Source organism: Bacteroides caecimuris (assembly GCF_001688725.2).
Lineage (GTDB): Bacteria > Bacteroidota > Bacteroidia > Bacteroidales > Bacteroidaceae > Bacteroides > Bacteroides caecimuris.
Genome location: NZ_CP015401.2, coordinates 1,160,404 through 1,185,805, shown reverse-complemented (window position 1 = coordinate 1,185,805; position 25,402 = coordinate 1,160,404). Strand labels below are relative to the sequence as shown.

The 25,402-nt window shown below is 40.8% G+C and carries 12 protein-coding genes; 10 read left to right on the top strand and 2 right to left on the bottom strand.

All coding sequences use genetic code 11. The features are described 5' to 3' along the window. Nucleotides 1-41: 41 nt before the first annotated feature. A complete protein-coding gene (locus tag A4V03_RS04850; protein ID WP_065538151.1) occupies nt 42-728 on the bottom strand; it encodes a potassium channel family protein in 687 nt (228 codons plus the stop codon). 4 nt (nt 729-732) lie between these two features. Next, complete coding sequence (locus A4V03_RS04845) at nt 733-2,562, bottom strand: TrkH family potassium uptake protein (protein WP_065540291.1); 1,830 nt, start codon at nt 2,560-2,562, stop codon at nt 733-735. Nucleotides 2,563-2,694: 132 nt separating this feature from the next. Between A4V03_RS04845 and A4V03_RS04840 the strand changes: the two genes are divergently transcribed. From A4V03_RS04840 to A4V03_RS04795, 10 genes are all read left to right on the top strand, one after another. Continuing rightward, a complete protein-coding gene (locus A4V03_RS04840; protein WP_065540290.1) occupies nt 2,695-4,065 on the top strand; it encodes a TrpB-like pyridoxal phosphate-dependent enzyme in 1,371 nt (456 codons plus the stop codon). Between the two features lie 209 nt (nt 4,066-4,274). Beyond that, the gene (locus tag A4V03_RS04835; RefSeq protein ID WP_065538150.1) at nt 4,275-8,336 is read left to right on the top strand and encodes a hybrid sensor histidine kinase/response regulator transcription factor; all 4,062 of its coding nucleotides are present in this window, start codon (nt 4,275-4,277) and stop codon (nt 8,334-8,336) included. Nucleotides 8,337-9,111: 775 nt separating this feature from the next. Then, the gene (hepC, locus tag A4V03_RS04830) at nt 9,112-11,289 is read left to right on the top strand and encodes a heparin-sulfate lyase HepC (protein WP_065538149.1); all 2,178 of its coding nucleotides are present in this window, start codon (nt 9,112-9,114) and stop codon (nt 11,287-11,289) included. Between the two features lie 18 nt (nt 11,290-11,307). Beyond that, nucleotides 11,308-13,503, top strand: coding sequence for a surface glycan-binding family protein (locus tag A4V03_RS04825; RefSeq protein WP_065538148.1), 2,196 nt, complete (start codon nt 11,308-11,310; stop codon nt 13,501-13,503). Between the two features lie 26 nt (nt 13,504-13,529). Then, complete coding sequence (locus A4V03_RS04820) at nt 13,530-16,685, top strand: SusC/RagA family TonB-linked outer membrane protein (RefSeq protein WP_065538147.1); 3,156 nt, start codon at nt 13,530-13,532, stop codon at nt 16,683-16,685. Between the two features lie 17 nt (nt 16,686-16,702). Continuing rightward, nucleotides 16,703-18,385 carry a RagB/SusD family nutrient uptake outer membrane protein gene (locus A4V03_RS04815; RefSeq protein WP_055235959.1) on the top strand — a complete coding sequence of 561 codons (1,683 nt, stop codon included), beginning with the start codon at nt 16,703-16,705 and terminating at the stop codon, nt 18,383-18,385. Between the two features lie 203 nt (nt 18,386-18,588). After that, entirely contained in the window at nt 18,589-19,893 is a 1,305-nt protein-coding gene (locus tag A4V03_RS04810) for a DUF4995 domain-containing protein (RefSeq protein ID WP_065538146.1), read from the top strand. Between the two features lie 59 nt (nt 19,894-19,952). Then, the gene (gene hepC / locus A4V03_RS04805; protein ID WP_065538145.1) at nt 19,953-21,953 is read left to right on the top strand and encodes a heparin-sulfate lyase HepC; all 2,001 of its coding nucleotides are present in this window, start codon (nt 19,953-19,955) and stop codon (nt 21,951-21,953) included. A 164-nt stretch (nt 21,954-22,117) separates the two neighbouring features. Then, entirely contained in the window at nt 22,118-23,728 is a 1,611-nt protein-coding gene (locus A4V03_RS04800) for a sulfatase family protein (RefSeq protein ID WP_065538144.1), read from the top strand. Nucleotides 23,729-23,752: 24 nt separating this feature from the next. Then, nucleotides 23,753-25,381 carry a PHP domain-containing protein gene (locus tag A4V03_RS04795; protein WP_065538143.1) on the top strand — a complete coding sequence of 543 codons (1,629 nt, stop codon included), beginning with the start codon at nt 23,753-23,755 and terminating at the stop codon, nt 25,379-25,381. Nucleotides 25,382-25,402: the final 21 nt, after the last annotated feature.

Sequence of the window (25,402 nt, the reverse complement as noted above, 5' to 3'; positions counted from 1 at the left end):
CTCACTTGTGTTCAATAAAAGCGACGTTATAAATACTCTAGCTAAATAGCCTTCCAGAAAGCCTGAAAATCACGATACCTGCCGTAGCAGACCAATTCGTCTCCTTCTTCCACTTTCTCATTTCCCGGTAATTCATTCTTCACATGAAGCTCGGTCAGAGAAATACCCAAGCAGTTGGTAACCTTATTTGCCCGTTTCAATCCTATCATTTTTAAATGAAACTCTTCATCCAGGTTTAGCTCGCTCACAAAATATCCTACAAATTTCTTCGGAACCGTGAATTTCACGACATAATAATCCTGATCGATACGGAATCCTTCCATGTTAGTACCGAAGTCAAGCAGTTGTACCAAGCTGCGGGCAGCATCTTCTTCCGGAGTCAGAATTCTTTCCAGATCAAAAGCTTCAAGCACCGCTTTATGTACGGCATCAATAGCACGGGCAAAAATACGGGGAACCTTTTTCTGCTTCAACAGGGCAACGACTCGTATCGACGCACCAAAATTCTCTCCAATCGCTACAATAACTATATCCACACTATTCAATGGCAACACTGATAATGATTGTTCGTCAGTGGCATCAATGACAAAAGCTGTAGCAACCTTATCTTTGATGGAATCTACACGACTTTCGCTTATATCCGCACCTATAATTTCGTGTCCCAAGGCGGACAGTTCTTCCGCCAACACATGGCCGTAATTTCCTAAACCAATAATAATATACTTCATAGCTTTAGTTTATTATGATGTTATCACTCGGATAACGGTATTTTGTATTCTTTTTCTGTTTAACTATTCCCAGCATCAATGTTATCAGCCCCACACGACCAATAAACATCAACAAAGACACCAATAATTTGCTCGCGTCGCACAAATGAGGAGTCAGGTTCAGACTGGCCCCCACGGTACTAAGCGCAGAGACACATTCGAAAGTCAATGCCATAATGGAAACACCCGGTTCGAGTATGCTCAATGTAAAAACGAAAATGAATAAGACTCCCAATGACATGACTACTGTTGCATTGGAACGCCGGATTGAATCGTAAGACAATTCTCTGCCGAACACTTCCACTCGTTCAGTGCCACGCAATACGGCTACAAGATTCAGAACTACGACCGCAAAAGCATTCACTTTCACACCACCTGCCGTGGATTGCGAACCACCGCCCACCCACATCAGGAATAGATAAACCAACAATGTCTGCACACTCAATGATGTCAAGTCGACACTGTTGAATCCTGCCGTTCGCGGACAAACGGCATTGAAGAAAGCGTGCGTCCACTTGTCTGCCACAGGCATACCGACAAAAGAACCATTCCACTCAAAAGCAGCAATAGCCAATGTACCGATCAATAAAAGCAGGAAAGTCATGATTAACACGATTTTCGTATTCAAGTTATAAAGGTGCTGCATTTTATGCCGATCCAGTTTACGGGTACGAATCAATTTCCAGAAACGACGGAGGTGATACAATACAATATCCTTGAAATTGACAAGGATGGGGAAACCGATACCACCCAAAATGATCAATAGAGAAACGGTAATAAACAGCCAATTGTGGTTAGTCATCACCATCGGATTTCCTAAATTGCCGGAAAGCGTAGAAAAGCCCGCATTGCAAAAAGCTGAAATAGAATGGAAAGCAGCAAAACCCAACTCTCCTTCCAGAGTCATTCCCAACGTTCCGTGAATACTAAACCAAATCGAGACCATGCCGATCCCTTCAATCACCAAGGTGAAACCTAATATATATAATAAAGTAGACAGCAAAGAGCTTAATGAATTGGAACTAACCATATCACGCACCACAAGCTGGTTGTAAATGGAGGTATTCCCCATAAAGAACATGGCGAAGAAACTAGTTAATGTCATCACTCCCAATCCTCCAATCTGAATCAGCAGGATAATGACAACTAATCCCGAAGTGGTGAATGTAGTGGACACGTCTACCGGTACCAGACCTGTAACGCATACGGCACTGGTAGCCGTAAACAAAGAGTCTACCCAAGTGATACCATTTACCGTACAGCGCGGAAGCATCAACAACCCCGCCCCAATCAGAATAATAGCCATAAAACTGACTGCCAATATCAAAGACGGATTGGTACGCCGTCCTAACAGACGTACCAGCCCATTAGACAGATTGAGAAAAGAAAGGACTAACAATAACAGAAGATGATAAAACTTCCCATGCAAGAATTCCCAAATATGCAAAATAGCTCCTTCCTCTTCCGGACGATGAAATATAACAGGCACTAACGTGAGATATAACAACCCGCTCAATATCCAGGCCAATCGCCGGTATTTCTTTTTAGTATTCCGGTATTCCAGCGAGATATGTAAAGTTACATCAATCAGAAAGATAATCCAGACAGTTTTATACAATGTCTGCAAATTCGCCATTTCATCAATAGACAAAGGAAAGCCATGTTCATATACTACTCCGACAATCAATGATAAAGACGCCAGATAGGTAAGCGCTTCTACCAGCCCTAACAAGATACGTACATAGGGTTTTAGAAGTTTATTCTGATACAATAAAAACTTATGATAAATCTTCATATCATCTTTTTTAACAAGGTCGTACAAACTTAATTAAAATAACAATCAAATGCGATTCTTTGTTGACAAAATTTTCCGAATATTAAAAATTTGACTACTTTTGGCAACAGAAAACTAAAAAACCACAATATTATGAGTGAAAAAAGAAAACGGTATATTCTACCGGAAGAAGAAATTCCACATTACTGGTACAACATTCAGGCCGATATGGTGAACAAGCCTATGCCTCCGTTGCACCCGGGAACCAAACAACCGCTGAAAGCAGAAGATTTATATCCGATTTTCGCAAAAGAACTGTGTCATCAGGAGCTGAATCAGACAGATGCATGGATCGAAATACCGGAAGAAGTGCGTGAAATGTACAAGTACTACCGCAGCACTCCGCTGGTTCGTGCTTACGGTTTGGAAAAAGCACTCGGCACTCCGGCTCATATCTATTTTAAGAACGAAAGCGTAAGCCCTATCGGTTCGCATAAGTTGAACTCTGCATTGGCACAAGCTTATTATTGCAAAAAGGAAGGAGTGACCAACATCACTACTGAAACCGGTGCCGGACAATGGGGAGCCGCTCTTTCTTATGCAGCCAAGGTTTTCGGTCTGGAAGCTGCTGTTTATCAGGTAAAGATCAGTTATGAACAAAAACCATACCGCCGCAGCATCATGCAAACTTTCGGAGCACAGGTCACTCCTTCTCCATCTATGTCTACCCGTGCCGGTAAGGATATTCTGACGAAACATCCTAATTACCAGGGTTCATTGGGAACTGCTATTTCGGAAGCTATCGAACTGGCACAAATGACTCCTAACTGTAAATATACGCTCGGTTCCGTACTTAGTCACGTGACTCTCCACCAGACTATTATCGGACTGGAAGCTGAAAAACAAATGGAAATGGCAGGCGAATATCCGGATATCGTAATCGGTTGTTTCGGAGGTGGTTCCAACTTCGGAGGTATCTCTTTCCCGTTCATGCGCCACACCATACAGGAAGGGAAAAAGACTCGTTTCATTGCTGCCGAACCAGCTTCTTGTCCGAAACTGACACGTGGTAAGTTCCAGTATGACTTCGGTGATGAAGCCGGATATACCCCGTTGCTGCCGATGTTTACTTTGGGACATAATTTTGCTCCTGCTCATATCCACGCTGGTGGGCTTCGTTATCATGGTGCAGGCGTCATCGTTTCACAGTTGCTCAAAGACAATCTGATGGAAGCGGTAGATATACAGCAATTGGAAACTTTCGAAGCCGGTTGTCTGTTTGCGCAGTCTGAAGGTATTATTCCGGCTCCCGAATCCAGCCACGCTATTGCAGCGGCTATCCGCGAAGCTAACAAATGTAAGGAGACAGGAGAAGAGAAAGTGATTCTATTCAATCTTTCAGGTCATGGTCTGATCGATATGGCTTCTTATGATAAGTATTTGGCAGGTGATTTGGTGAATTATACATTGAATGACGAAGATATTCAGAAGAATTTAGACGAGATAGGAGATTTAGCTAAATAAATAGCCTACCAGTTTCCAAGTTTCACCACCGATTACACAAATTAGTACAGATTTAATTGTAATTAGAAGATTGTCGATACAAAAATCCATGCTAATCTGTATAATTGGTGGTATTTTTTCATTCCCTATATTTACTTTCTCTCTATTGAATACCTCCATATAAAAGATTTTGCTATCTTTGATGCTATTATTAATCTTATGAACTAATAATGAACAGCCTTAAAAAAACAACAATTTGTCTACTCTTTCTATGTATAGGGGTTAATTGCGTTTTTTCTGAAGTTCCGGAGCAAATTAACTTCTCTTATATTTCTATTAACGAAGGATTGTCACAAAGTACCGTATTCTCTATCGATCAGGACCAACGAGGCAATATGTGGTTCGCTACCTATGATGGGGTAAACAAGTATGACGGGTATTCATTTACAGTTTATCAACATAATGAAGAAGATCCGAACAGCATTGCTAATGACATTTCGCGAATTGTAAAGACTGACAGTCAGGGACGTGTCTGGATTGGTACGCGGGATGGTTTGTCATATTATGATGAAAAGAAGGATAAGTTCAGAAATTTCTTCTACGAGAAGAAGGGGAAGAAGCTGCAAATCAATGGTATTGCTGAGATTTCACCGGAACAACTGCTTATAAGTACACAAGAAGGTCTGACCATGTTCGACATTAAAGAATCACGATTCGTTGATGATTTTTTTAGTACGGCTATGCACAAGATAGTGGCTTCTGCTCTTTACAGACAGGGCGATATTATCTATATCGGCACCCCAGTTGACGGGCTTTACAGTTATTCCATTCCTCAAAAGAAACTGGAAAAGATTACTCCGATAACAGAAACAAAACAGATTCAGGCCATTTTGCAGCAATCTCCTACCCGTATATGGATAGCTACCGAAGGAACCGGTCTGCTTCTACTCAACCCGAAAACGAAAGAGGTCAAGGCTTATCATCATTCTTCTTCCAATCCTAAAAGTATCAGCTCAAATTATATCCGTTCGCTGGCACTGGATTCGCAAAATCGCTTATGGATAGGAACGTTCAATGATCTAAACATTTATCATGAAGGAAGCGATTCTTTCGTTTCCTACAGTAGCAGTCCGGTAGAAAACGGCAGTCTGTCACAACGTTCGGTTCGCAGTATCTTTATGGATTCGCAAGGAGGCATGTGGCTTGGAACCTATTTCGGGGGATTGAACTATTATCATCCTATCCGCAACAGATTTAAGAATATCCAGCGTATTCCCTATAAGAATTCTCTAAGTGATAATGTGGTCAGCTGCATTACGGAAGATAAGGATAAGAATTTATGGATAGGAACGAATGATGGTGGTTTGAATCTGTATAATACAAAGACACAACAGTTTACGCACTATATCTTACAGGAAAACGAACGAGAAATCGGTATGGGTTCCAACAATATCAAAGCCGTATATGTAGATGAACAAAAATCACTTGTATATATAGGTACGCATGCGGGCGGACTGACTGTCCTCCATCGAAACAGCGGAAAAATGGAAAGTTTCAATCAGCTGAACAGCCAGTTGGTGAATGAGAATGTATATGCTATTCTTCCTGACAAAGGGGGAAACCTCTTATTGGGGACATTAAGTGCTTTGGTTAGTTTTAACCCGGAAAAAAAGAGTTTTACCACCATTGATAAGGAAAAGGACGGTGCCCCATTTACTTCACAACGAATCACCATCCTGTTCAGAGATTCCCATAAACGGCTTTGGATTGGGGGCGAGGAAGGTATATCTGTCTTTCAGCAGGAAGGAATCGAGATAGAAAAGGAGCCTATTCTTCCGGAATCATCGGTAACAAAGACGTTTACCAATTGCATTTACGAAGCCGCCAACGGTATCATTTGGGTAGGTACGCGTGAGGGCTTCTACTGTTTTAATGAGAAAGAAAAGAAAATCAAACGATATACTACGGCTAACGGTTTGCCAAACAATGTGGTATATGGTATTCTGGAAGATACTTTCGGACGTCTTTGGGTAAGTACCAACCGTGGTATTTCCTGTTTCAATCCGGAGACAGAGAAGTTCCGTAATTTTACGGAATCCGATGGGTTACAGAGTAATCAGTTTAATACTTCTTCATTCTGCCGTACTTCAAGCGGTCAGATGTATTTCGGAGGTATCAACGGGATCACTACTTTCCGCCCGGAACTGTTGTTGGATAACCCTTATACGCCTCCGGTAGTTATCACCAAACTTCAACTGTTTAACAAGACAGTTCGCCCGGATGATGAAACCGGTATCCTGACTAAGAATATCAATGAGACAGAAAGTATCACCCTGAAATCATGGCAAACTGCTTTCACGATTGAATTTGTAGTATCCAATTATATTTCGGGACAACATAATACTTTCGCTTATAAACTGGAAGGATATGACAAAGAGTGGTATTATCTGACAGATAAACGTACTGTCTCCTACTCCAACCTGCCACAAGGCACTTATCACTTTTTGGTAAAAGCCGCCAATAGTGACGGGAAATGGAACGCTGTACCCACGATGTTGGAAATCATAGTTCTCCCTGTCTGGTACAAGACCTGGTGGGCAATCATGCTTTTCCTCGCCACTTTTATCGGTTTTATCACTTTCGTCTTCCGCTTCTTCTGGATGCGTAAGAGCATGGCAGCGGAACTGGAACTTGAACGCAGAGACAAGGAGCATCAAGAAGAAATCAACCAAATGAAGATGCGTTTCTTCATCAATATTTCGCACGAGCTTCGCACGCCGTTAACTCTCATCTTAGCTCCTTTACAAGAAATAATCAATAAGATTAGCGACCGCTGGACTCGTAACCAACTGGAATATATCCAACGCAACGCCAATCGTCTGTTGCATCTTGTCAACCAATTGATGGATTATCGCCGTGCCGAATTGGGAGTTTTTGAGCTGAAAGTAAAGCAAGAGAATGCGCATCAACTGATACAGGATAATTTCTTGTTCTACGATAAACTGGCACGCCACAAGAAGATTACTTATACTCTCCACTCCGAACTGGAAGAGAAAGAGGAACTTTTCGATCCGAATTATCTGGAACTGATCGTTAACAACCTGCTTTCAAATGCTTTCAAATATACAGAAAGCGGGCAAAGCATTACTGTTACGTTGAAAGAGGAAAACAATTGGCTGGTACTGCAAGTTAGTGATACTGGCATTGGTATCCCTATCAACAAGCAGGGGAAAATATTCGAACGCTTCTATCAGATAGAGAGTGAGCATGTAGGAAGCGGCATCGGGCTGTCATTGGTACAGCGTTTGGTGGAACTGCATCACGGACGTATTGAGTTAGACAGTGAAGAAGGCAAAGGTAGCACTTTCTCTGTTTATCTGCCACAGGATATAAATATCTACAAGCCCTCCGAATTAGCTTCTAATGACGCTAAAAATGAGGAGGACCAAGTTTATTCTACCAACTCGAAAGAGATGTATTTCATTGATACGGAAAAAGTAGAAAACGAAGCGATCGAAACTGGTGACAAGAAACGTGGTACGATTCTTATCGTAGAAGACAATAATGAAATCCGCCATTATCTAAGTAGCGGACTTGCCGAACTTTTCAATACACTGGAAGCCGGAAATGGTGAAGAAGCCCTGGAAAAACTGAAAGAGAATGAAGTGGACATTATTGTGACTGATGTCATGATGCCTGTGATGGATGGTATCAAACTATGCAAGAATGTGAAGCAGAATATCCGTACCTGTCATATTCCTGTGATTATCCTGTCTGCCAAAAGCGAAACCAAAGATCAGATGGAAGGTCTGCAAATGGGCGCGGATGATTATATCCCGAAACCGTTCTCGCTAGCTATCCTGACTACGAAAATACAGAACATGATGCGTACCCGCAGGCGTATGCTTGAACGGTATTCTAAATCTCTGGAAGTGGAACCGGAAAAGATTACGTTCAACGCCATGGATGAAGCTTTATTGAAACGTGCCGTAGCCATCGTAGAAAAGAATATGGATAATATTGAATTCTCTACCGACGAGTTCGCCAGAGAAATGAATATGAGCCGTTCTAATCTGCATCTCAAATTGAAAGCTATCACAGGTGAATCGACTATCGACTTTATACGTAAGATTCGTTTCAACGAAGCGGCAAAATTACTAAAGGACGGACGTTATACAGTAGCTGAAGTCAGTACGATGGTAGGATTCAACACACCGTCTTACTTTGCTACAAGTTTTAAAAAGTATTTCGGATGCTTGCCTACGGAGTATATTAAGAAGGCAAAGGGATAAGCTAACAACAATGTATAAGACTGTACTTTTCTTCTTGACGGATTTGAGCCAAAATATAATCTCACAATATCCCTCCTAAGAATTAAAAAGTGAAAATCTGCTGTCACCTGTCACCTATTTGCATTTAAATATTTGATTATAAGCATGCTATAATGTGACAGCAAGCTATGACAGCACGGTGACGGTATTTTTGCTGTCACCGAATAAAGTTCCAAGGTAGTTTCTCCTAATTGAAACTTTTGTTTCAACAGGAAGAAACTTAAGTTTCATAGGCTTGAAACTAAAGTTCCAAGCTGGTGAAACTTTTGTTTCAAGCCTTGAAACCGGAGTTTCTAAGGCAGGAAACAAAATGTTTCCCTACAGCTAAGAAATAGGAACAAGGTAGGTTGTGATTCTTAAGTAACGTAAGAGAGAGATTATGAGATTATATTTCGAATCATTCCGATTAGTTACACTTATCCTTCTTATTTCTCCAATTTACCATGATTTCCCCAATCATTATGGACTAAAATTCATCCAATAGAACACCTAAAAATGTACAAAACCAACGCTACAAATACAATTGGATTAGATTACATTATGATATATAAAAAGCCTGATATCAGATATATAACAGTTTTTTTTAGACAGAAATGATATATGATTCAACAAATTTAATATCAAAAAAATCATTTTTGAACAAAGCTTGAACAAGACAGCTTAATGAATAGGAATAAACAGATTACATTTGCAAACAGTAAAATATAACTTTTAATAATTAAAACCTAATAAAAGCATGAAGAACATCTTCTTTATTACTTGTATGTTCACAGCCATCACTTTTACAGGATGTGTGGACGACGACGATGATTTATTATCTGGTGAAATTAGTTCTGGTGTAGAAATACTCCCAGAAAATAAGCCTAATGATGTCGTCGAGCCTAAACTCTTTGATATTATCAATCTCGATTACCCCGGATTGGAAAAGGTTAAATCTTTCTACGAAGCAGGCGAGCATTATTATGCAGCTCACGCACTATTAGAATATTATAGAAATAGAACGAATGTAACGAATCCGAACATCAATTTAATCAATCCCACAATCTCGGTAAAAGATCAACGTATTGCCGACCAAGCACTCGAATATCGTTTCTATGTCAGAGGTTTCTATGAAAGCATTGATGAAAACAAAGTTGAAACTTACTATTCTTTCTTTGATAACAACACAAAAAAAATAGACTGGACAGCTCATCAAGACACAGAAACTGATCAAGAATTTAGATATCAACGTCACCGTCACCAGTGGATGCTTCCTCAAGCGAAAGCATATCGTATCAGCAAAGATGAAAAATATATTCAGTCATGGATTGAAACATATGGTGATTGGTTGGCTACTTATCCATACGAACCAGGAACTCAATTTCCACCAGCAGGCGGTTCTGAAAACGATAAAGATTATGAATGGAAAGGACTACAAGTAGCCGAACGTGTACTTTCACAAATAGACATCATGGCATACTTTATCCATTCACCCAACTTTACTCCAGAATGGTTGTCTACCTTTCTCACTGCATTTGAAAAAGAAGTTGAATGCATGCGTTTAAATTATTATCAAGAAGGAAATATTCTTTTAACTCAAGCACAGGCCGTAGCTACAGCAGGGATATTGATGCCAGAATTCAAAAATGCAGAACAATGGACAAATGAAGGATTACAGAAAGTAGGCGTACAATTGGATGAACAGTTCAATAATGACGGTGTACAATTTGAATTAGATTTAAGTTATCACATCGGTGCTGTCAGTGATTTCCGCTCTATTTATTTGTTGACGCAAGCAAATGATAAAATGAGTTTATTGCCCCGTAACTTCACCGATAAACTAAAAGCAGCGACGGAAGTTGTCATGAATACAATTTATCCAGACTACTCTCTCGACAACTTCAATGATACACGTTCAAGCTCATATGCAAAAAGTACCTTATTAAACAGATTGAAAGAATATGTAGCCATGTATCCGAATGATCAAGAATTATTATGGATGGCAACCGAAGGAAAGTCTGGGAAAGAACCCACACACCTGACACAATCTTATGATGATTCAGGATACTACATTCTACGTAATGGATGGAAAAAAGAATCGACTATGATGATTCTAAAAAACCACAATTATAAAGAATGGCACAGTCAACCAGATAATAATACATTCGGCCTCTATCACAATGGGCGCAATTTCTTCCCAGATGCAGGTGTATACGCTTACAGTGGTAACGACCGCACAAAATTCGCAGCAACTGTGAACCACAACACACTAACCGTAATGAGTAAATCCATAGGCGGTGAACAAGGTGGAAAAGTTGAAGGAAAATTACTCAAATTAGAAACAAAAAACAATACAGATGTTCTTGTAACAGAAAACCCTTCTTTTGATAATGCAACTCATCGTAGAACTGTATTCTTTGTGGACAAGAAATTCTTTGTTATCGTTGACGAAGGCTATGGAAAAAATGCAAAAAGCCTGAAAACCAATTTAAATTTCCACATACTTGATGACGAAGAGACTCCGTCTGTATTCGAGCCACATACAACTGAACAGCCATATTGTCAAGCATATACAAATTTTGCAGACAACAAAAATATGCTAGCCAGAACATTTGCTGAAACCAAAATTCAAGAAAGCAAAAGCTTGTCATCAAGCCAAGCCACAGATATATCTAATGCAATGGGAACAATTTCCGGTTTACGTTTAGGCTACCAGATAACAGTTAACCAGCCAGCATCAAAAGACGATGTAACTATGGCGGCACGCTACATTTCCGTTATTTATCCTTTCGGAACGGAAGAAGATCGTAAAGCATTGGATATCGATGCCCAATTCACTGATAACGAGGACGGAACAGCAGGTACCTTCCATCCAGAAGGGGTATCCATCCAAGTAGCAGTAAATGGTACAAAATATACACTTTCTTCAAAATAAAATTAATAATCATATAATATGGAATCTAAGTTACTAAAAAACATTTCACAGTTTTTAGGTGCCTTGATGACAGTTGTATTAGTTATGACTTATACATCTTGTTCAGATGAGGATACCACTGACACTACCGGTTTTGCACTTTATTATTTAGGCATGACCGATATAGGTCCATCCATGAGTGGAATAATTTCAGAGCCTTCTTACAAAGGAAGCGTACCGTCTGACTTCACAATTACAGGTATCACATTAAATGGTGAGTCCTATACTGGTAATGACTTTATTATCAATAAAGAAACAGGCGCTATTGAAATCAACAGTGCAAAAGACACACCTGTTGGTTTATATAAGATATCAATATCATGCATGGCTGGTGGTTCATATCACGAATATAAGGATATTGTAGTAGTAAATATGATGAAGTCGGTCCCTGATGGCATTATAGTAGATCCCAATGAAATTCAAGTGGAGTACAGCATCGTTTCAGATGCAAAAAGCACAGAGGAGCTTCCTACTGCACAAGTAAAAACTGACGGTAATCATGTATCGATTACCAAATATGAAATTGCAAAAAGTGAAATATCATCATTCTTTAAAATCTCTCAAACTGGAGAAATTACTATTGTAAGAGGAAGCGATATCGCACCGGGTATCCACACTCTTTCTTTAAAACTGACTACAGGTGCATCCTCTGAAGATGAAGGTATCTTCGAAAATGCCTTAACGGTCAATATCACCTCCAAACCGCTAGGATTAACTTATGAGCAAAATGAAGGATTGATTGAAGTTGAATCACCTGAAGAACCAGAAACTACTTTCACAAGCGAAACACCTACTCTTAAAGGGTCATTAGAAAATATTACTTATTCAATCCAAAGCATTGAACCATCTACTGACAAAATAAAAATAGACCCTACAACCGGGGTTCTGTCTGTGGATAAGCATCATGGATTTGAGATAGGACAAAAGTATGTTATCTCAGTCAAAGTAGCCAACCAATTCGCACCTGATGGTATTTTATTTGAGGATATATATACCCTGAATGTAGTGAACCGAATTGTCCCAGTGGCAAACTTCGAATATCCAGCCATCTGTGAGATCTATGAATCATCTCCATTCACCGTTACACCTAATGAAGGATTGGAGGGTGATGCAATTATATTCTCATTGAAAGATGACTTAAACAAACAGTTATCTATTGACAATAATGGAGTTGTGACTGCTAAGAAAGGACATAACATACCTGAAGGTAATTACACTGTCACAGTGATAGCATCGAATACTAAAAATTCAAAAGAAGCTTCATTTAATTTGAAAGTAAAGAATAATCCAAATAAGTTTACCTACATACGTTACGGTAACAATATAGGAGTAGATGATGCAACCAATGCAAATCAGTTTAGAATCACTGTAGATAAAGCAGCCAATGCTAATACAATTTTAAATAAATTCATAATTGATGCACCGAGCACCGATATTACAGGAAACAACGTACGTTGGAGCATTAGAAACGGAAGAAACTGTGACAAATTAGAAATTGACGAAAATGGTAAAATAACATTTAAGAATGCTGTTTGGTCTGTAGATAAAAACGGTTCCCCGGTAAATACTTCAGGTTTCTTCTTTGTAACAGCTACTGTTGGCGAAGATAAAGACTCTGAATTCTCATTGGAAGTACCTGTATTCATACATTATGATTTGGTTATTTCTGGTGTTCACGTATTGTATAACCCGTTTGTATTCCATGTAAATCCTAAAACGATTAGTAACAGTACTTATTCTGTTGCACCTCAAATCACAAGCAATGATTCTGAATTTGATGTATCCAAATTCACAATGGATTATAGACGTTCAGTCAATTATACAGCTCTAAGCGGTTCATTTACAAATGGTGATTCTAAAACCTCTAGCTTCTTGAATCCTCTTTGGGTTAAATATGTAGATGAGTCCGGTGTTAAAGGAGCAAATACCGGTTCCAGACACGCTATGTCCTATTATGCAAATATATCTGGTACTAATACCCTACATTATACATTAGGATATGCAGATCCTAGCAACGGGTTGGCATTTAAACTGAATCCGAACAAATGGGTTCTGAATGGAGAATATCCACATGGCATAGTAAGTTTCCAAATGACTATTAATAAAGAGAATAAAGATCCGCAATCAGGACCAGGGGTATTCCCATTGACAATTTGGTTTGACCCTAACTTCTAAACATTAATTACGTAAAAAAAGAAATTATGTATAGCATAAACAATCTAATAAAATCAATAAGCATAAGAGGGTGGGTTACCCTCTTAGCACTGATAATCACTGTCAGTGTACATGCTCAAGAATCTACACTTAAAGGTATTATTGTAGACGAAACAAATACTCCTCTTATCGGAGCAACCATACAGGTAAAAGGCGGTTCCACAGGTGCAATTACCGATTTTGACGGCAATTTCACTTTAAAAGTAAAGAAAGGAGCTACTATCTCCATCTCTTATATCGGATATAAGACGCAAGAATTGAAATTCAATGGTCAGGGTTCTATCAATATAAAGATGGTTCCTGACAATCAAGCATTGGATGAAGTTGTGGTAGTTGGTTACGGTGCAATGAAACGCAGTGATTTGACAGGTTCCGTGGCTTCTGTAGCTGCTAAAGATATCGAAGGATTCCAAACAAGTTCAGTAGCAGGAGCACTGGGTGGTCAAATTGCCGGTGTTCAGATCACATCTACAGATGGTACACCAGGAGCTGGATTTAATATTAACATTCGTGGTGTAGGAAGTCTGACAGGAGATTCAAGCCCTCTTTATATTGTAGACGGCTTCCAGGTAGATGATATTGATCATTTATCTAATTCAGATATTGAATCAATCGAAGTGCTCAAAGACGCTTCATCATCTGCCATTTATGGTGCACGCGCAGCAAACGGTGTTGTAATGATTACAACAAAATCAGGAAAGAGCGGTAAGCCACAAATTAGTTATAACGGCTCGGCAAGCTATCGCAAAATCTCTAAGATGTTAGACGTATTGTCTCCATATGAATTTGTAAAGTTGCAAGGTGAAGTCAACACAGAACTTTTAAAAAGCTACATTTCCGACAAAGAATACGATAATGACGGCAAATTTATGAAATATCGTTCGTTAGAAGATTATATTGGTGTAAATGGAGTAAACTGGCAAGAAGAAACATTCAATCCTACTTGGTCTCAAGACCATAATATCTCTCTTAGAGGCGGCACTAATGACTCTCAATATAATGCAGCATTCTCACGATATGTAGAAAATGGTATTTTTAATAACAGTGGCTTTGATAAAACAACAGCCAAACTTCGTATCGATCAGAAAATCAGCGAAAGCGTGTCATTCAATGCTACTATCAACTATGCTTTAACTAACCGCAAAGGTGTTGGTACAACTGCCGATTCAGGTCGGTTCAATATGTTGGCTCAGATTCTTAGTGCACGCCCAACAGGTGGAAACAAACTAACCGATGAAGAGTTGTTGAATTCAGCTATCGACCCGGAAATGTTAGAAACGGGTGAAAGTCTGGCACAAGTTAATCCTGTAATGCAAACTCAATCGGTCACTAACAATAAACGTGCAGAAATGTGGTCGGGTAATGCATCTGTAAGCTGGCAAATTATCAAAGGACTTACTTTTAAAAGTGCTGGTACTTATAATACAACAAACAGCCGCACCAACATATTCTACAAGAATGGTTCTAAAGAAGCATATCGTAATGGCGAGCAACCATACGGACGCACAACCATGCAACGCGATGTACGTTGGACTAACTACAATACTTTATCTTGGAAACAAAAAATCAAGAAGCATAATTATGATGTTATGCTAGGTCATGAAGTCTCATACAAAAGTACAGAATATTTGCTGGGAGAAGCGATGGGATTCCCTTTTGACCAGATGGAAAATGACAATATGGGGATAGGTGCCACACCAAGTAAAGTTGAAAGTACTTATTACGATAAAACTTTATTATCATTTTATGCACGCGGAAATTACAACTTTGACAACCGCTATTTATTTACGGCAACAGTACGTGCTGATGGTTCTACCGTGTTTTCTGCAAATAAGAAATGGGGCTTTTTCCCTTCTTTTTCTGCTGCATGGCGTGTGTCTGAAGAAGCATTCATGAAAGATATTCATTGGATTTCAAACTTCAAGGTTCGTTTAGGCTGGGGTACTGTAGGAAATGATAATATACCCAACTATTTATCACTGGATTTGTATGAAGCAAACAAATATGGTTTAGGTAATAGCAGCGTAACAGTATTGAATCCCAAACAACTTAGAAATAAAAACCTGAAATGGGAAGGCTCAAATACCATCAACTTGGGAGTTGATTTAGGATTTCTTGACAACCGTTTAAATGTTACAGCCGAATTCTTTATCAAGAACACCAAAGACCTGTTGTTGTCTCAATCACTGGCACATATTACCGGATTTGATTCACAAATGCAAAATGTGGGAAAGATTCAGAATAAAGGTATTGAATTAAGTCTGAACAGCACCAATATTCAAACCAGAGATTTTACTTGGCAAACCAACTTCAACATTTCTTTCATCAGAAATACATTAAAGTCATTAGCGTCCGGAGTAGATTACATGCAGGCACGCTCTGGTTTCGACAGCAATTTTACCTCATACGATTATAGAGCTATTGTTGGTCAGTCTCTTGGTCTGATCTATGGATATGAGTTTGATGGAATCTATCAATATTCTGACTTTTATTCAGTTCCGGGTTCAAGCACATTGCAGTTGAAAGAGGGCGTAACAAGTAATCCGAGTCTTGGCAACAGATTAGCTCCGGGAGCAGTGAAATACAAAGATCAGGATGGTGACGGAGTAATTACGACCAATGACCGTACGGTTATCGGTAACGCTTTGCCTAAATGGTATGGGGGTATAACTAATACCTTCAACTATAAAGGTATTGATTTAAGTTTCATGCTTCAATTCAATTATGGCAATGATATTTATAATGCAACCCGCCTGTATGCAACCCAGACTAATACACAACGTAGAAACCAATTGGCAGAAGTAGCCGATCGGTGGAGTCCGACCAACGCATCGAACAAAGTACCCAGCTACAATGGGTATGTAGTTAATGACGTATACTCAAGATTTGTTGAAGATGGCTCGTTCCTACGCTTGAAGAATGTGACGTTAGGATATACACTTCCCCACAAATGGACTCGCAAGTTCCTCGTATCCAAACTTCGTGTTTATGCTACGGGACAAAATCTATTTTGCTTGAACAACTACAGCGGATATGATCCAGAAGTTAGTACAGCCAGCAAGAGCCCGATGACTCCCGGACTGGACTGGGGTGCGTATCCTAAGAGCAAAGTATTTACATTTGGTGTTGATATACAATTCTAATTTACGAGAAAAATAATATGAAAAAGATAATATATTACATAGCAATGTCTATCCTGTGCATTCTACCATTTTCATGCTCGTTAGATGAAGAGGCAAGAAGCGAAATGGAAAAGAAAAACTACATGAATAATGCGAAAGAAGCAAAAGATGTTTTGCTGGGAGTATACCGCACAACTATTGAAGACGCAGCTTACGGATACCACTTGTCGCTCTTGTTCAACATGGGAACAGATATATCCCAGGGAGAAGGTTCCGATATAACCAATTATCGTATCATCGCTAATAATGCTTTCCCTACTACTCAAGTAGAAATCCAACAAACATGGCAAGTTCTCTACAAAGGTATCTACAGAGCAAACGATTTTTTGGAACGTATCAGTAGAAAAATTGATAATTACAATGATACAGATAAAAAATTAGCAACTCTTTATATTGCTGAAGCCAAAGCGCTAAGAGCTATGTTCTATTTCGAATTAGTACGTCGTTATGGACATATACCTCTGATTACTAATACAGAAATGTCCTATCAAGCTCCTACTACTTATACCCAGGCTAGTCCCGATAAAGTATATGAGTTTATTGAAGATGATCTTCTTTATGCAAGTGAAGTTCTGCCATACGCTGTTGACGATCAACTTCGTGAAAGTACAGCATATCGTTTCAGTAAAGGGGCAGCACTTGGCCTCTTGGCTAAAGTATATGCTACATGGGCGGGATATCCTGTACAAAACACTGCAAAATGGGAAAATGCAGCTAAAACAGCCCGCATTCTCATAGAGTCAGGAAAGCACTCATTACTTCGTGATTATGACAAATTATGGGATAATACTTGCAGCGGTGTATGGGATCCGAGCGAAAGTTTAATAGAAATTTCATTTTACTCTCCTACTGTGTCAGGCTCAGGAGACCCCGTGGGACGTATCGGTAAATGGAATGGAGTAAAAACTACATCAATCGCTGGTGTACGAGGTAGTTGTGCCGGAAATATGAAGGTGGTGCATACATTTGTACTTGATTGGAGAGACAGTAAAAACGCTAATGATAAACGTCGTGACTTATCAATTGCAAATTATAAATACGATGATGATTACATATTATGGGTGAAAAACAAAGATAAAGATACAGAAGAATCTGCCAAATTAAAAGATCAAGATCCTACTCAAGGACAAAAAGAAAAACAAAACTATACCCCCGCAAAATGGGATCTTATTAAACATCAAAAGACTGGCGGTATTATCAATAATGACAAATCAAATGCAAACTGGTATTTCTTACGCTATGCCGATGTACTACTTATTTACGCCGAAGCCTTAAATGAATGGAAACATGGCCCTACAACGGAAGCGTATGCAGCTATTAATGAGGTTCGTCGTCGTGGATTTGGATACCCAAGTAATACAGGTAGTTGCGATCTTTCAAACCTAAATGAAGAAAGTTTCCGTGAAGCCATCAGAAAAGAACGCGCTTATGAATTAGCTTTCGAAGGACACCGCCGAATGGACTTAGTACGTTGGGGCATTTATTATGAAACAATACAAAAGACGAATACCGCACTAGCTAATTGGTGGGATTCAGCAGATACCTACAGATATCTGTTGTACAAATATACGGAAAAAAACAAACATGAGTTATTGCCTATTCCACAACGAGAAAAAGACTTATGTATTCAATTTAAACAAAACCCAGGCTGGGGTAAATAAGTATTTCTCTTTAAAATAAAAGGCTTAATCCTCTCCAATATGCCCCTAACCAAGGCATATTGGAGAATATTAAAACCTTTTTCAACAAAATCAAAACTTGAAAAGCAGAGTTCAAACTCCTTTTGGACAATCCTGCAACACAAAGTTAAGCCTTTCCACTACTTTTGTATCAGTTACAAAACTTCTAAAAACAATCACTTAAAATGAATAACATGAAAAAGAAACTTGTTCTCTTTGCTTCGGTTACTATCGCACTTGCATCGTGCCAGACAACCCCAAAGGAAGACTACAGTTGGATAAAAAAAGGACTGGATGTAGCTTCTGCCCAATTACAACTTTCCGCAGAAGAGGTTAGTGGTACGGGAATGTTGCCACGTTCCATCCGCACAGGTTATGATATGGATTTCCTTTGCCGCCAGTTGGAAAGAGACTCATTGACTTTCAAAGATTCACTCCGTGCACAACCGACTGCCGATCAACTGGGCAAACGCCGACTTTGTGGCGTTCATGACTGGACAAGTGGTTTCTTCCCCGGTTCTTTGTGGTACGCATACGAACTGACAGGAAACGATATACTGAAAACTCAAGCCATCCAATATACCAACCTACTGAATCCGGTACGCTATTATAAAGGTACACACGACTTGGGATTCATGGTTAATTGCAGCTACGGTAATGCAGAGCGTCTTGCTCCCAATGATACTATCGCAGCTGTGATGAGAGAAACTGCCGATAATCTTTGCGGACGTTTCAACGATTCTATCGGTGCTATCCGTTCATGGGATTTCGGAACATGGAACTTCCCGGTTATCATCGACAATATGATGAACCTCGATCTGCTGTTTAATGTAGCCAAAGCGACAGGTGACCATAAATACAAAGACATTGCTATCAAGCATGCTATGACTACCATGAACAATCACTTCCGTCCGGATTATACTTGCTGGCATGTAGTAAGCTACAACAACGATGGAACTGTTGAACGCAAACAAACTCACCAAGGCAAGAATGACGATTCTTCATGGGCACGTGGTCAAGCATGGGCTGTATATGGCTACACAGCTTGCTACCGTGAAACAAACGACAGTACTTTCCTGAATTTCGCTATCAAAGTGGCTGATATGATTATGGATCGCGTTAAAACAGACGATACTATCCCCTACTGGGATTATGATGCGCCTGTGATGGAAGAAACTCCACGTGACGCTTCTGCCGCTTCTGTTACCGCTTCTGCCATGATCGAACTAAGCACCATGGTTCCTGACGGACAAAAATATCTGGATTATGCGGAAAAGATTCTGAAAAGTTTATCAAGCGATGCATATCTTGCAAAAGTTGGCGACAACCAAGGATACATTCTGATGCACTCTGTAGGTTCACTGCCTAACGGTTCTGAAATCGACACTCCACTGAACTATGCTGACTACTATTATTTGGAAGCATTGAAAAGATTCATGGAATTAAAAAAGTTGAGAATTGAGCATGGAGAGTTGAGAATGATCCAATAATACAAAAGTAAAAGTGTTCTCAATCGTAAATAGTAAATCGTAAAATCGTAAATTATATCATGAATAAAACTTTAAAGTATATCGTTCTGCTGGCAATCGCTTGTTTTGCAGGTAAAGCTAGCGCCCAGGAATTGAAAAGCGAAGTCTTTTCTCTTCTTAATCTGGACTACCCGGGATTGGAAAAAGTAAAAGCCTTGCACCAGGAAGGTAAGGACGAAGATGCCGCAAAAGCATTACTCGACTACTATCGTGCACGCACCAACGTGAAAACTCCGGATATTAACCTGAAAAAGGTTACTATCGGCAAAGAAGAACAACAGTGGGCAGATGACGCATTGAAGCACACTTTCTTCGTTCACAAAGGTTATCAGCCTTCTTACAATTACGGAGAAGACATCAACTGGCAATACTGGCCGGTAAAGGATAACGAACTTCGCTGGCAGCTTCACCGTCACAAATGGTTTACTCCGATGGGTAAGGCTTACCGTGTATCCGGTGACGAGAAATATGCCAAAGAATGGGCACATCAGTATATCAACTGGATTAAAAAAAATCCGTTGGTAAAGATGGACAAAAAAGAATATGAGCTGGTAAGTGATGGAAAAATCAAAGGCGAAATAGAAAACGTACGTTTCGCATGGCGTCCACTGGAAGTGAGCAACCGTCTGCAAGACCAGACTTCACAGTTCCAGTTGTTCCTTCCTTCTCCTTCTTTCACTCCGGACTTCCTGACAGAATTCCTAGTGAACTATCACAAACATGCCGTACATATCTTAGGTAACTACTCCGACAAGGGTAATCACCTGTTGTTTGAAGCTCAGCGTATGATTTATGCAGGCGCTTTCTTTCCTGAATTCAAAGATGCTCCGGCTTGGAGAAAGAGTGGTATCGATATCCTGAACCGCGAAATTCACGTACAGGTATATGAAGACGGCGGTCAGTTTGAACTCGACCCTCACTATCACCTTGCTGCTATCAACATTTTCTGCAAAGCATTAGGAATTGCGGATGTAAACGGATTCCGCAAGGAATTCCCACAAGATTATCTGGATACTATCGAAAGTATGATTATGTTCTACGCCAACATTTCTTTCCCGGATTACACAAACCCATGTTTCAGCGACGCCAAGTTGACAACTAAGAAAGAAATGGTGAAGAACTACAAAGCTTGGAGCAAACTGTTCCCGAAAAACCAGGCTATCAAGTACTTTGCAACAGAAGGCAAAGAAGGTGCATTGCCGGATTATATGTCTAAAGGATTCTTGAAATCAGGTTTCTTCGTGTTCCGCAATTCCTGGGGAACGGATGCTACTCAGATGGTAGTAAAAGCTGGTCCGAAAGCATTCTGGCACTGTCAGCCGGACAACGGTACATTCGAACTTTGGTTCAACGGCAAGAACTTGTTCCCGGATTCCGGTTCGTATGTATATGCAGGTGAAGGCGAAGTGATGGAACAACGCAACTGGCACCGTCAGACTTGTGTACACAACACAGTAACGCTGAACAACAAGAACTTGGATACTACAGAATCGGTTACCAAACTGTGGCAGCCGGAAGGTGCCATCCAGACTTTGGTTACCGAAAACCCGGGTTACAAGAACCTGAAACACCGTCGTTCCGTATTCTTCGTGGATAATACTTATTTTGTAATTGTAGACGAAATGGCAGGCAGTGCCAAAGGTTCTATCAATCTTCATTACCAAATGCCGAAAGGCGAAATCGCCAACAGCCGCGAAGACATGACATTCCTTACTCAGTTTGAGGATGGAAGCAACATGAAACTGCAATGTTTCGGTCCCGACGGTATGTCGATAAAGAAAGAACCGGGTTGGTGCTCAACTGCTTATCGCAAACGTTACAAACGTATGAACGTATCATTCAACGTAAGAAAAGACGGAGAAGAAGCTGTACGTTATATCACTGTCATCTATCCTGTTAAGAAAAGCGCAGATGCCCCTAAATTTGCCGCTAAATTCAAGAACAAAGCGTTCGATGAAAACGGATTGGAAGTAGAAGTGAAAGTAAATGGAAAGAAACAGTCACTAAAATATAAACTCTGATAAAAAGACATTGACCGATGTCCATCAGAGCGTAGCGAAGAATCTCCTCTCTACGTTATAAAGAGAGGAGATTTTTCGTCACTACGCATCCCCCCTGAATGACAGTCATATCCGGCTATTATTCGTTTATTAGTATCACATTCTCCTCAAAAAGACTCTTTATTATGAGAAACTATCCCTCTACCCTACTCCTTCCATTGGCTGCATTAAGCCTCGCTTCCTGCGGCAATCAGAAGAAAGAAGAAACGAAACGCCCGAACATCATCTTTATGATGACGGACGACCATACCACCCAAGCCATGTCTTGCTATGGTGGAAACTTAATCCAGACTCCTAACATGGACCGGATTGCCAACGAAGGTATCCGTTTTGACAACTGTTACGCTGTCAACGCTCTTTCAGGACCTTCACGCGCCTGCATCCTCACCGGTAAGTTCAGCCACGAGAATGGTTTTACCGATAACGCAAGTACGTTCAACGGAGACCAGCAGACATTCCCCAAACTTCTCCAACAAGCCGGATATCAGACTGCAATAATTGGTAAATGGCATCTTATCAGTGAACCGCAAGGATTCGATCATTGGAGCATCCTTAGCGGCCAACACGAACAAGGTGACTATTACGATCCTGATTTCTGGGAAAACGGGAAGCATATTGTAGAAAAAGGATATGCCACGGATATTATTACTGATAAAGCCATTGAATTCCTCGAAGGTCGCGACAAGAACAAACCTTTCTGCATGATGTATCATCAGAAAGCTCCGCACCGCAACTGGATGCCTGCTCCCCGTCATCTGGGTATATTCAACAATACTACTTTCCCGGAACCGGCTAATCTGTTCGACGACTATGAAGGCCGCGGAAGAGCAGCCCGTGAACAGGATATGTCTATCGAACATACACTGACAAACGACTGGGACCTCAAATTGCTGACTCGTGAAGAAATGCTGAAAGATACCACCAACCGTCTTTACAGCGTATACAAACGTATGCCTGTTGAAGTTCAGGATAAATGGGATTCTGTATATGCCAGACGCATTGCCGAATACCGCAAAGGTGATCTGAAAGGCAAATCATTAATCAGCTGGAAATATCAGCAATATATGCGTGATTATCTGGCGACAGTTCTAGCAGTAGACGAAAATATCGGCCGACTGCTGAATTATCTCGAAAAAATTGGTGAGCTGGACAACACAATCATTGTCTACACCTCCGACCAAGGTTTCTTCCTTGGCGAACATGGCTGGTTTGACAAACGCTTCATGTATGAAGAATGTCAACGCATGCCGCTTATTATCCGTTATCCGAAAGCAATTAAAGCAGGAAGTACCAGTAACGCCATCAGCATGAACGTAGACTTTGCCCCTACTTTCCTCGACTTTGCCGGAGTGGAAATCCCGTCTGATATCCAAGGTGCATCCTTGAAACCGATATTGACAAGCGAAGGCAAAACTCCCGCCGACTGGCGTAAAGCCGCTTATTACCATTACTACGAATACCCAGCCGAACATTCTGTAAAACGCCACTACGGTATCCGTACACAAGACTTCAAATTGATTCATTTCTACAACGACATCGACGAATGGGAAATGTATGACATGAAAGCTGCCCCAAGAGAAATGAACAATGTCTTCGGCAAACCGGAATATGCTGAAAAACAAAAAGAACTGATGCAACTTCTTCAGGATATCCAGAAGCAATATAAGGACACCGATCCCGATGAAAAGGAAAAGGTGCTTTTCAAAGGTGACAGAAGACTGATGAAGAATAGATAAAGATTAACCAAAAACAATTATATCATGGATAGAAGAAAGTTTTTAAAAAACACAGGCTGGTCTTTCCTCGGACTGGCAGCTTCGGGCAGCTTGCTCGGTTCTTGCGCACCGGGAAGCAAGGATGCCAAGAAAATCATGCCATCAGCAAGCAACCTCAAAATGTATTGGGGCGACTTACATAACCACTGTAACATCACATACGGACACGGCGACATGCGCGATGCTTTTGAAGCGGCGAAAGGACAATTGGATTTTGTGAGTGTTACTCCTCATGCCATGTGGCCGGATATTCCCGGCGCGGACGACCCTCGTCTGAAATGGGTAATCGACTACCACACGGGAGCTTTCAAGCGTTTGCGTGAAGGCGGTTATGAGGAGTATGCAAAAATGACAAATGAGTATAACAAGGAAGGTGAATTCCTGACTTTTGTAGGATACGAAGCTCATAGCATGGAACATGGAGACCATGTTGCGTTGAACTATGATTTGGACGCACCACTTGTAGAATGTACTTCAATCGAGGACTGGAAAGAAAAAGCAAAAGGACATAAGGTATTCGTCACTCCGCACCACATGGGATACCAGGGCGGCTACCGCGGTTACAACTGGAAATGCTTTACCGAAGGTGATATTACTCCGTTCGTAGAAATGTACTCCCGCCACGGTCTGGCAGAAAGCGACCAGGGCGATTACCCTTATCTGCACGATATGGGACCGCGCCAATGGGAAGGAACCATTCAATATGGTCTTGAATTGGGCAATAAGTTTGGTATCATGGCCTCCACCGACCAACATTCCGGTTATCCGGGAAGCTATGGCGACGGCCGTATCGGTGTCTTGGCTCCGTCACTGACCCGCGATGCCATTTGGGAAGCTCTACGTACCCGTCACGTATGCGCTGCGACCGGTGATAAGATTCTTATCGATTTCCGTTTGAACGACGCTCTTATGGGAGATGTAGTTCGTGGCAACAGCCGTCGCATCTATCTGAACGTAACGGGCGAAAGCTGTATCGACTATGTAGATATTGTAAAGAACGGTCAGATTTTGGCTCGCATGAACGGTCCGTTGACTCCGGTTGCCCCGGAAGGCGATACGGTACGTTGCAAAGTTAAAGTGGATTTCGGTTGGAACCGTGAAGAGCAATACGTACATTGGCAAGGCAAATTGTCATTAAACAAAGGACAGCTCCATAGCGTGACTCCTTGTTTCCGCGGTGCGGCCTTCACTTCTCCTCAAGAAGGTGAGACTGAGTTCCACACACATGTCAACCGCATCGTATCTGTCGGTGACAAGGAAACCGAACTGGATATGTATAGCAGCAAAAACCCGAACACGACGACTGCGGCCATGCAAGCTGTAATCCTTGATGTGGAAATGCCAAAAGACGGTAAGATTATCGCAGAGTTCAACGGCAAGAAGTTTGAGCATACATTGGGCGAATTGCTCGAAGGCTCACGTTCGCACTTCATGATAGGCTGGTTGAGCGAAGCAATCCTCTTCAACCGTGCAATGCCGGAAAGCTGCTTCACAGTAGAGCACTACATGGAAGACAAGGAGCCTCAACGCGATACGGATTACTACTATGTACGCGTTCGCCAACGTGACGGACAATGGGCTTGGAGTTCACCGATTTGGGCGGAAAGAGTGTAGTTTTTAAGTATTAATTATCAG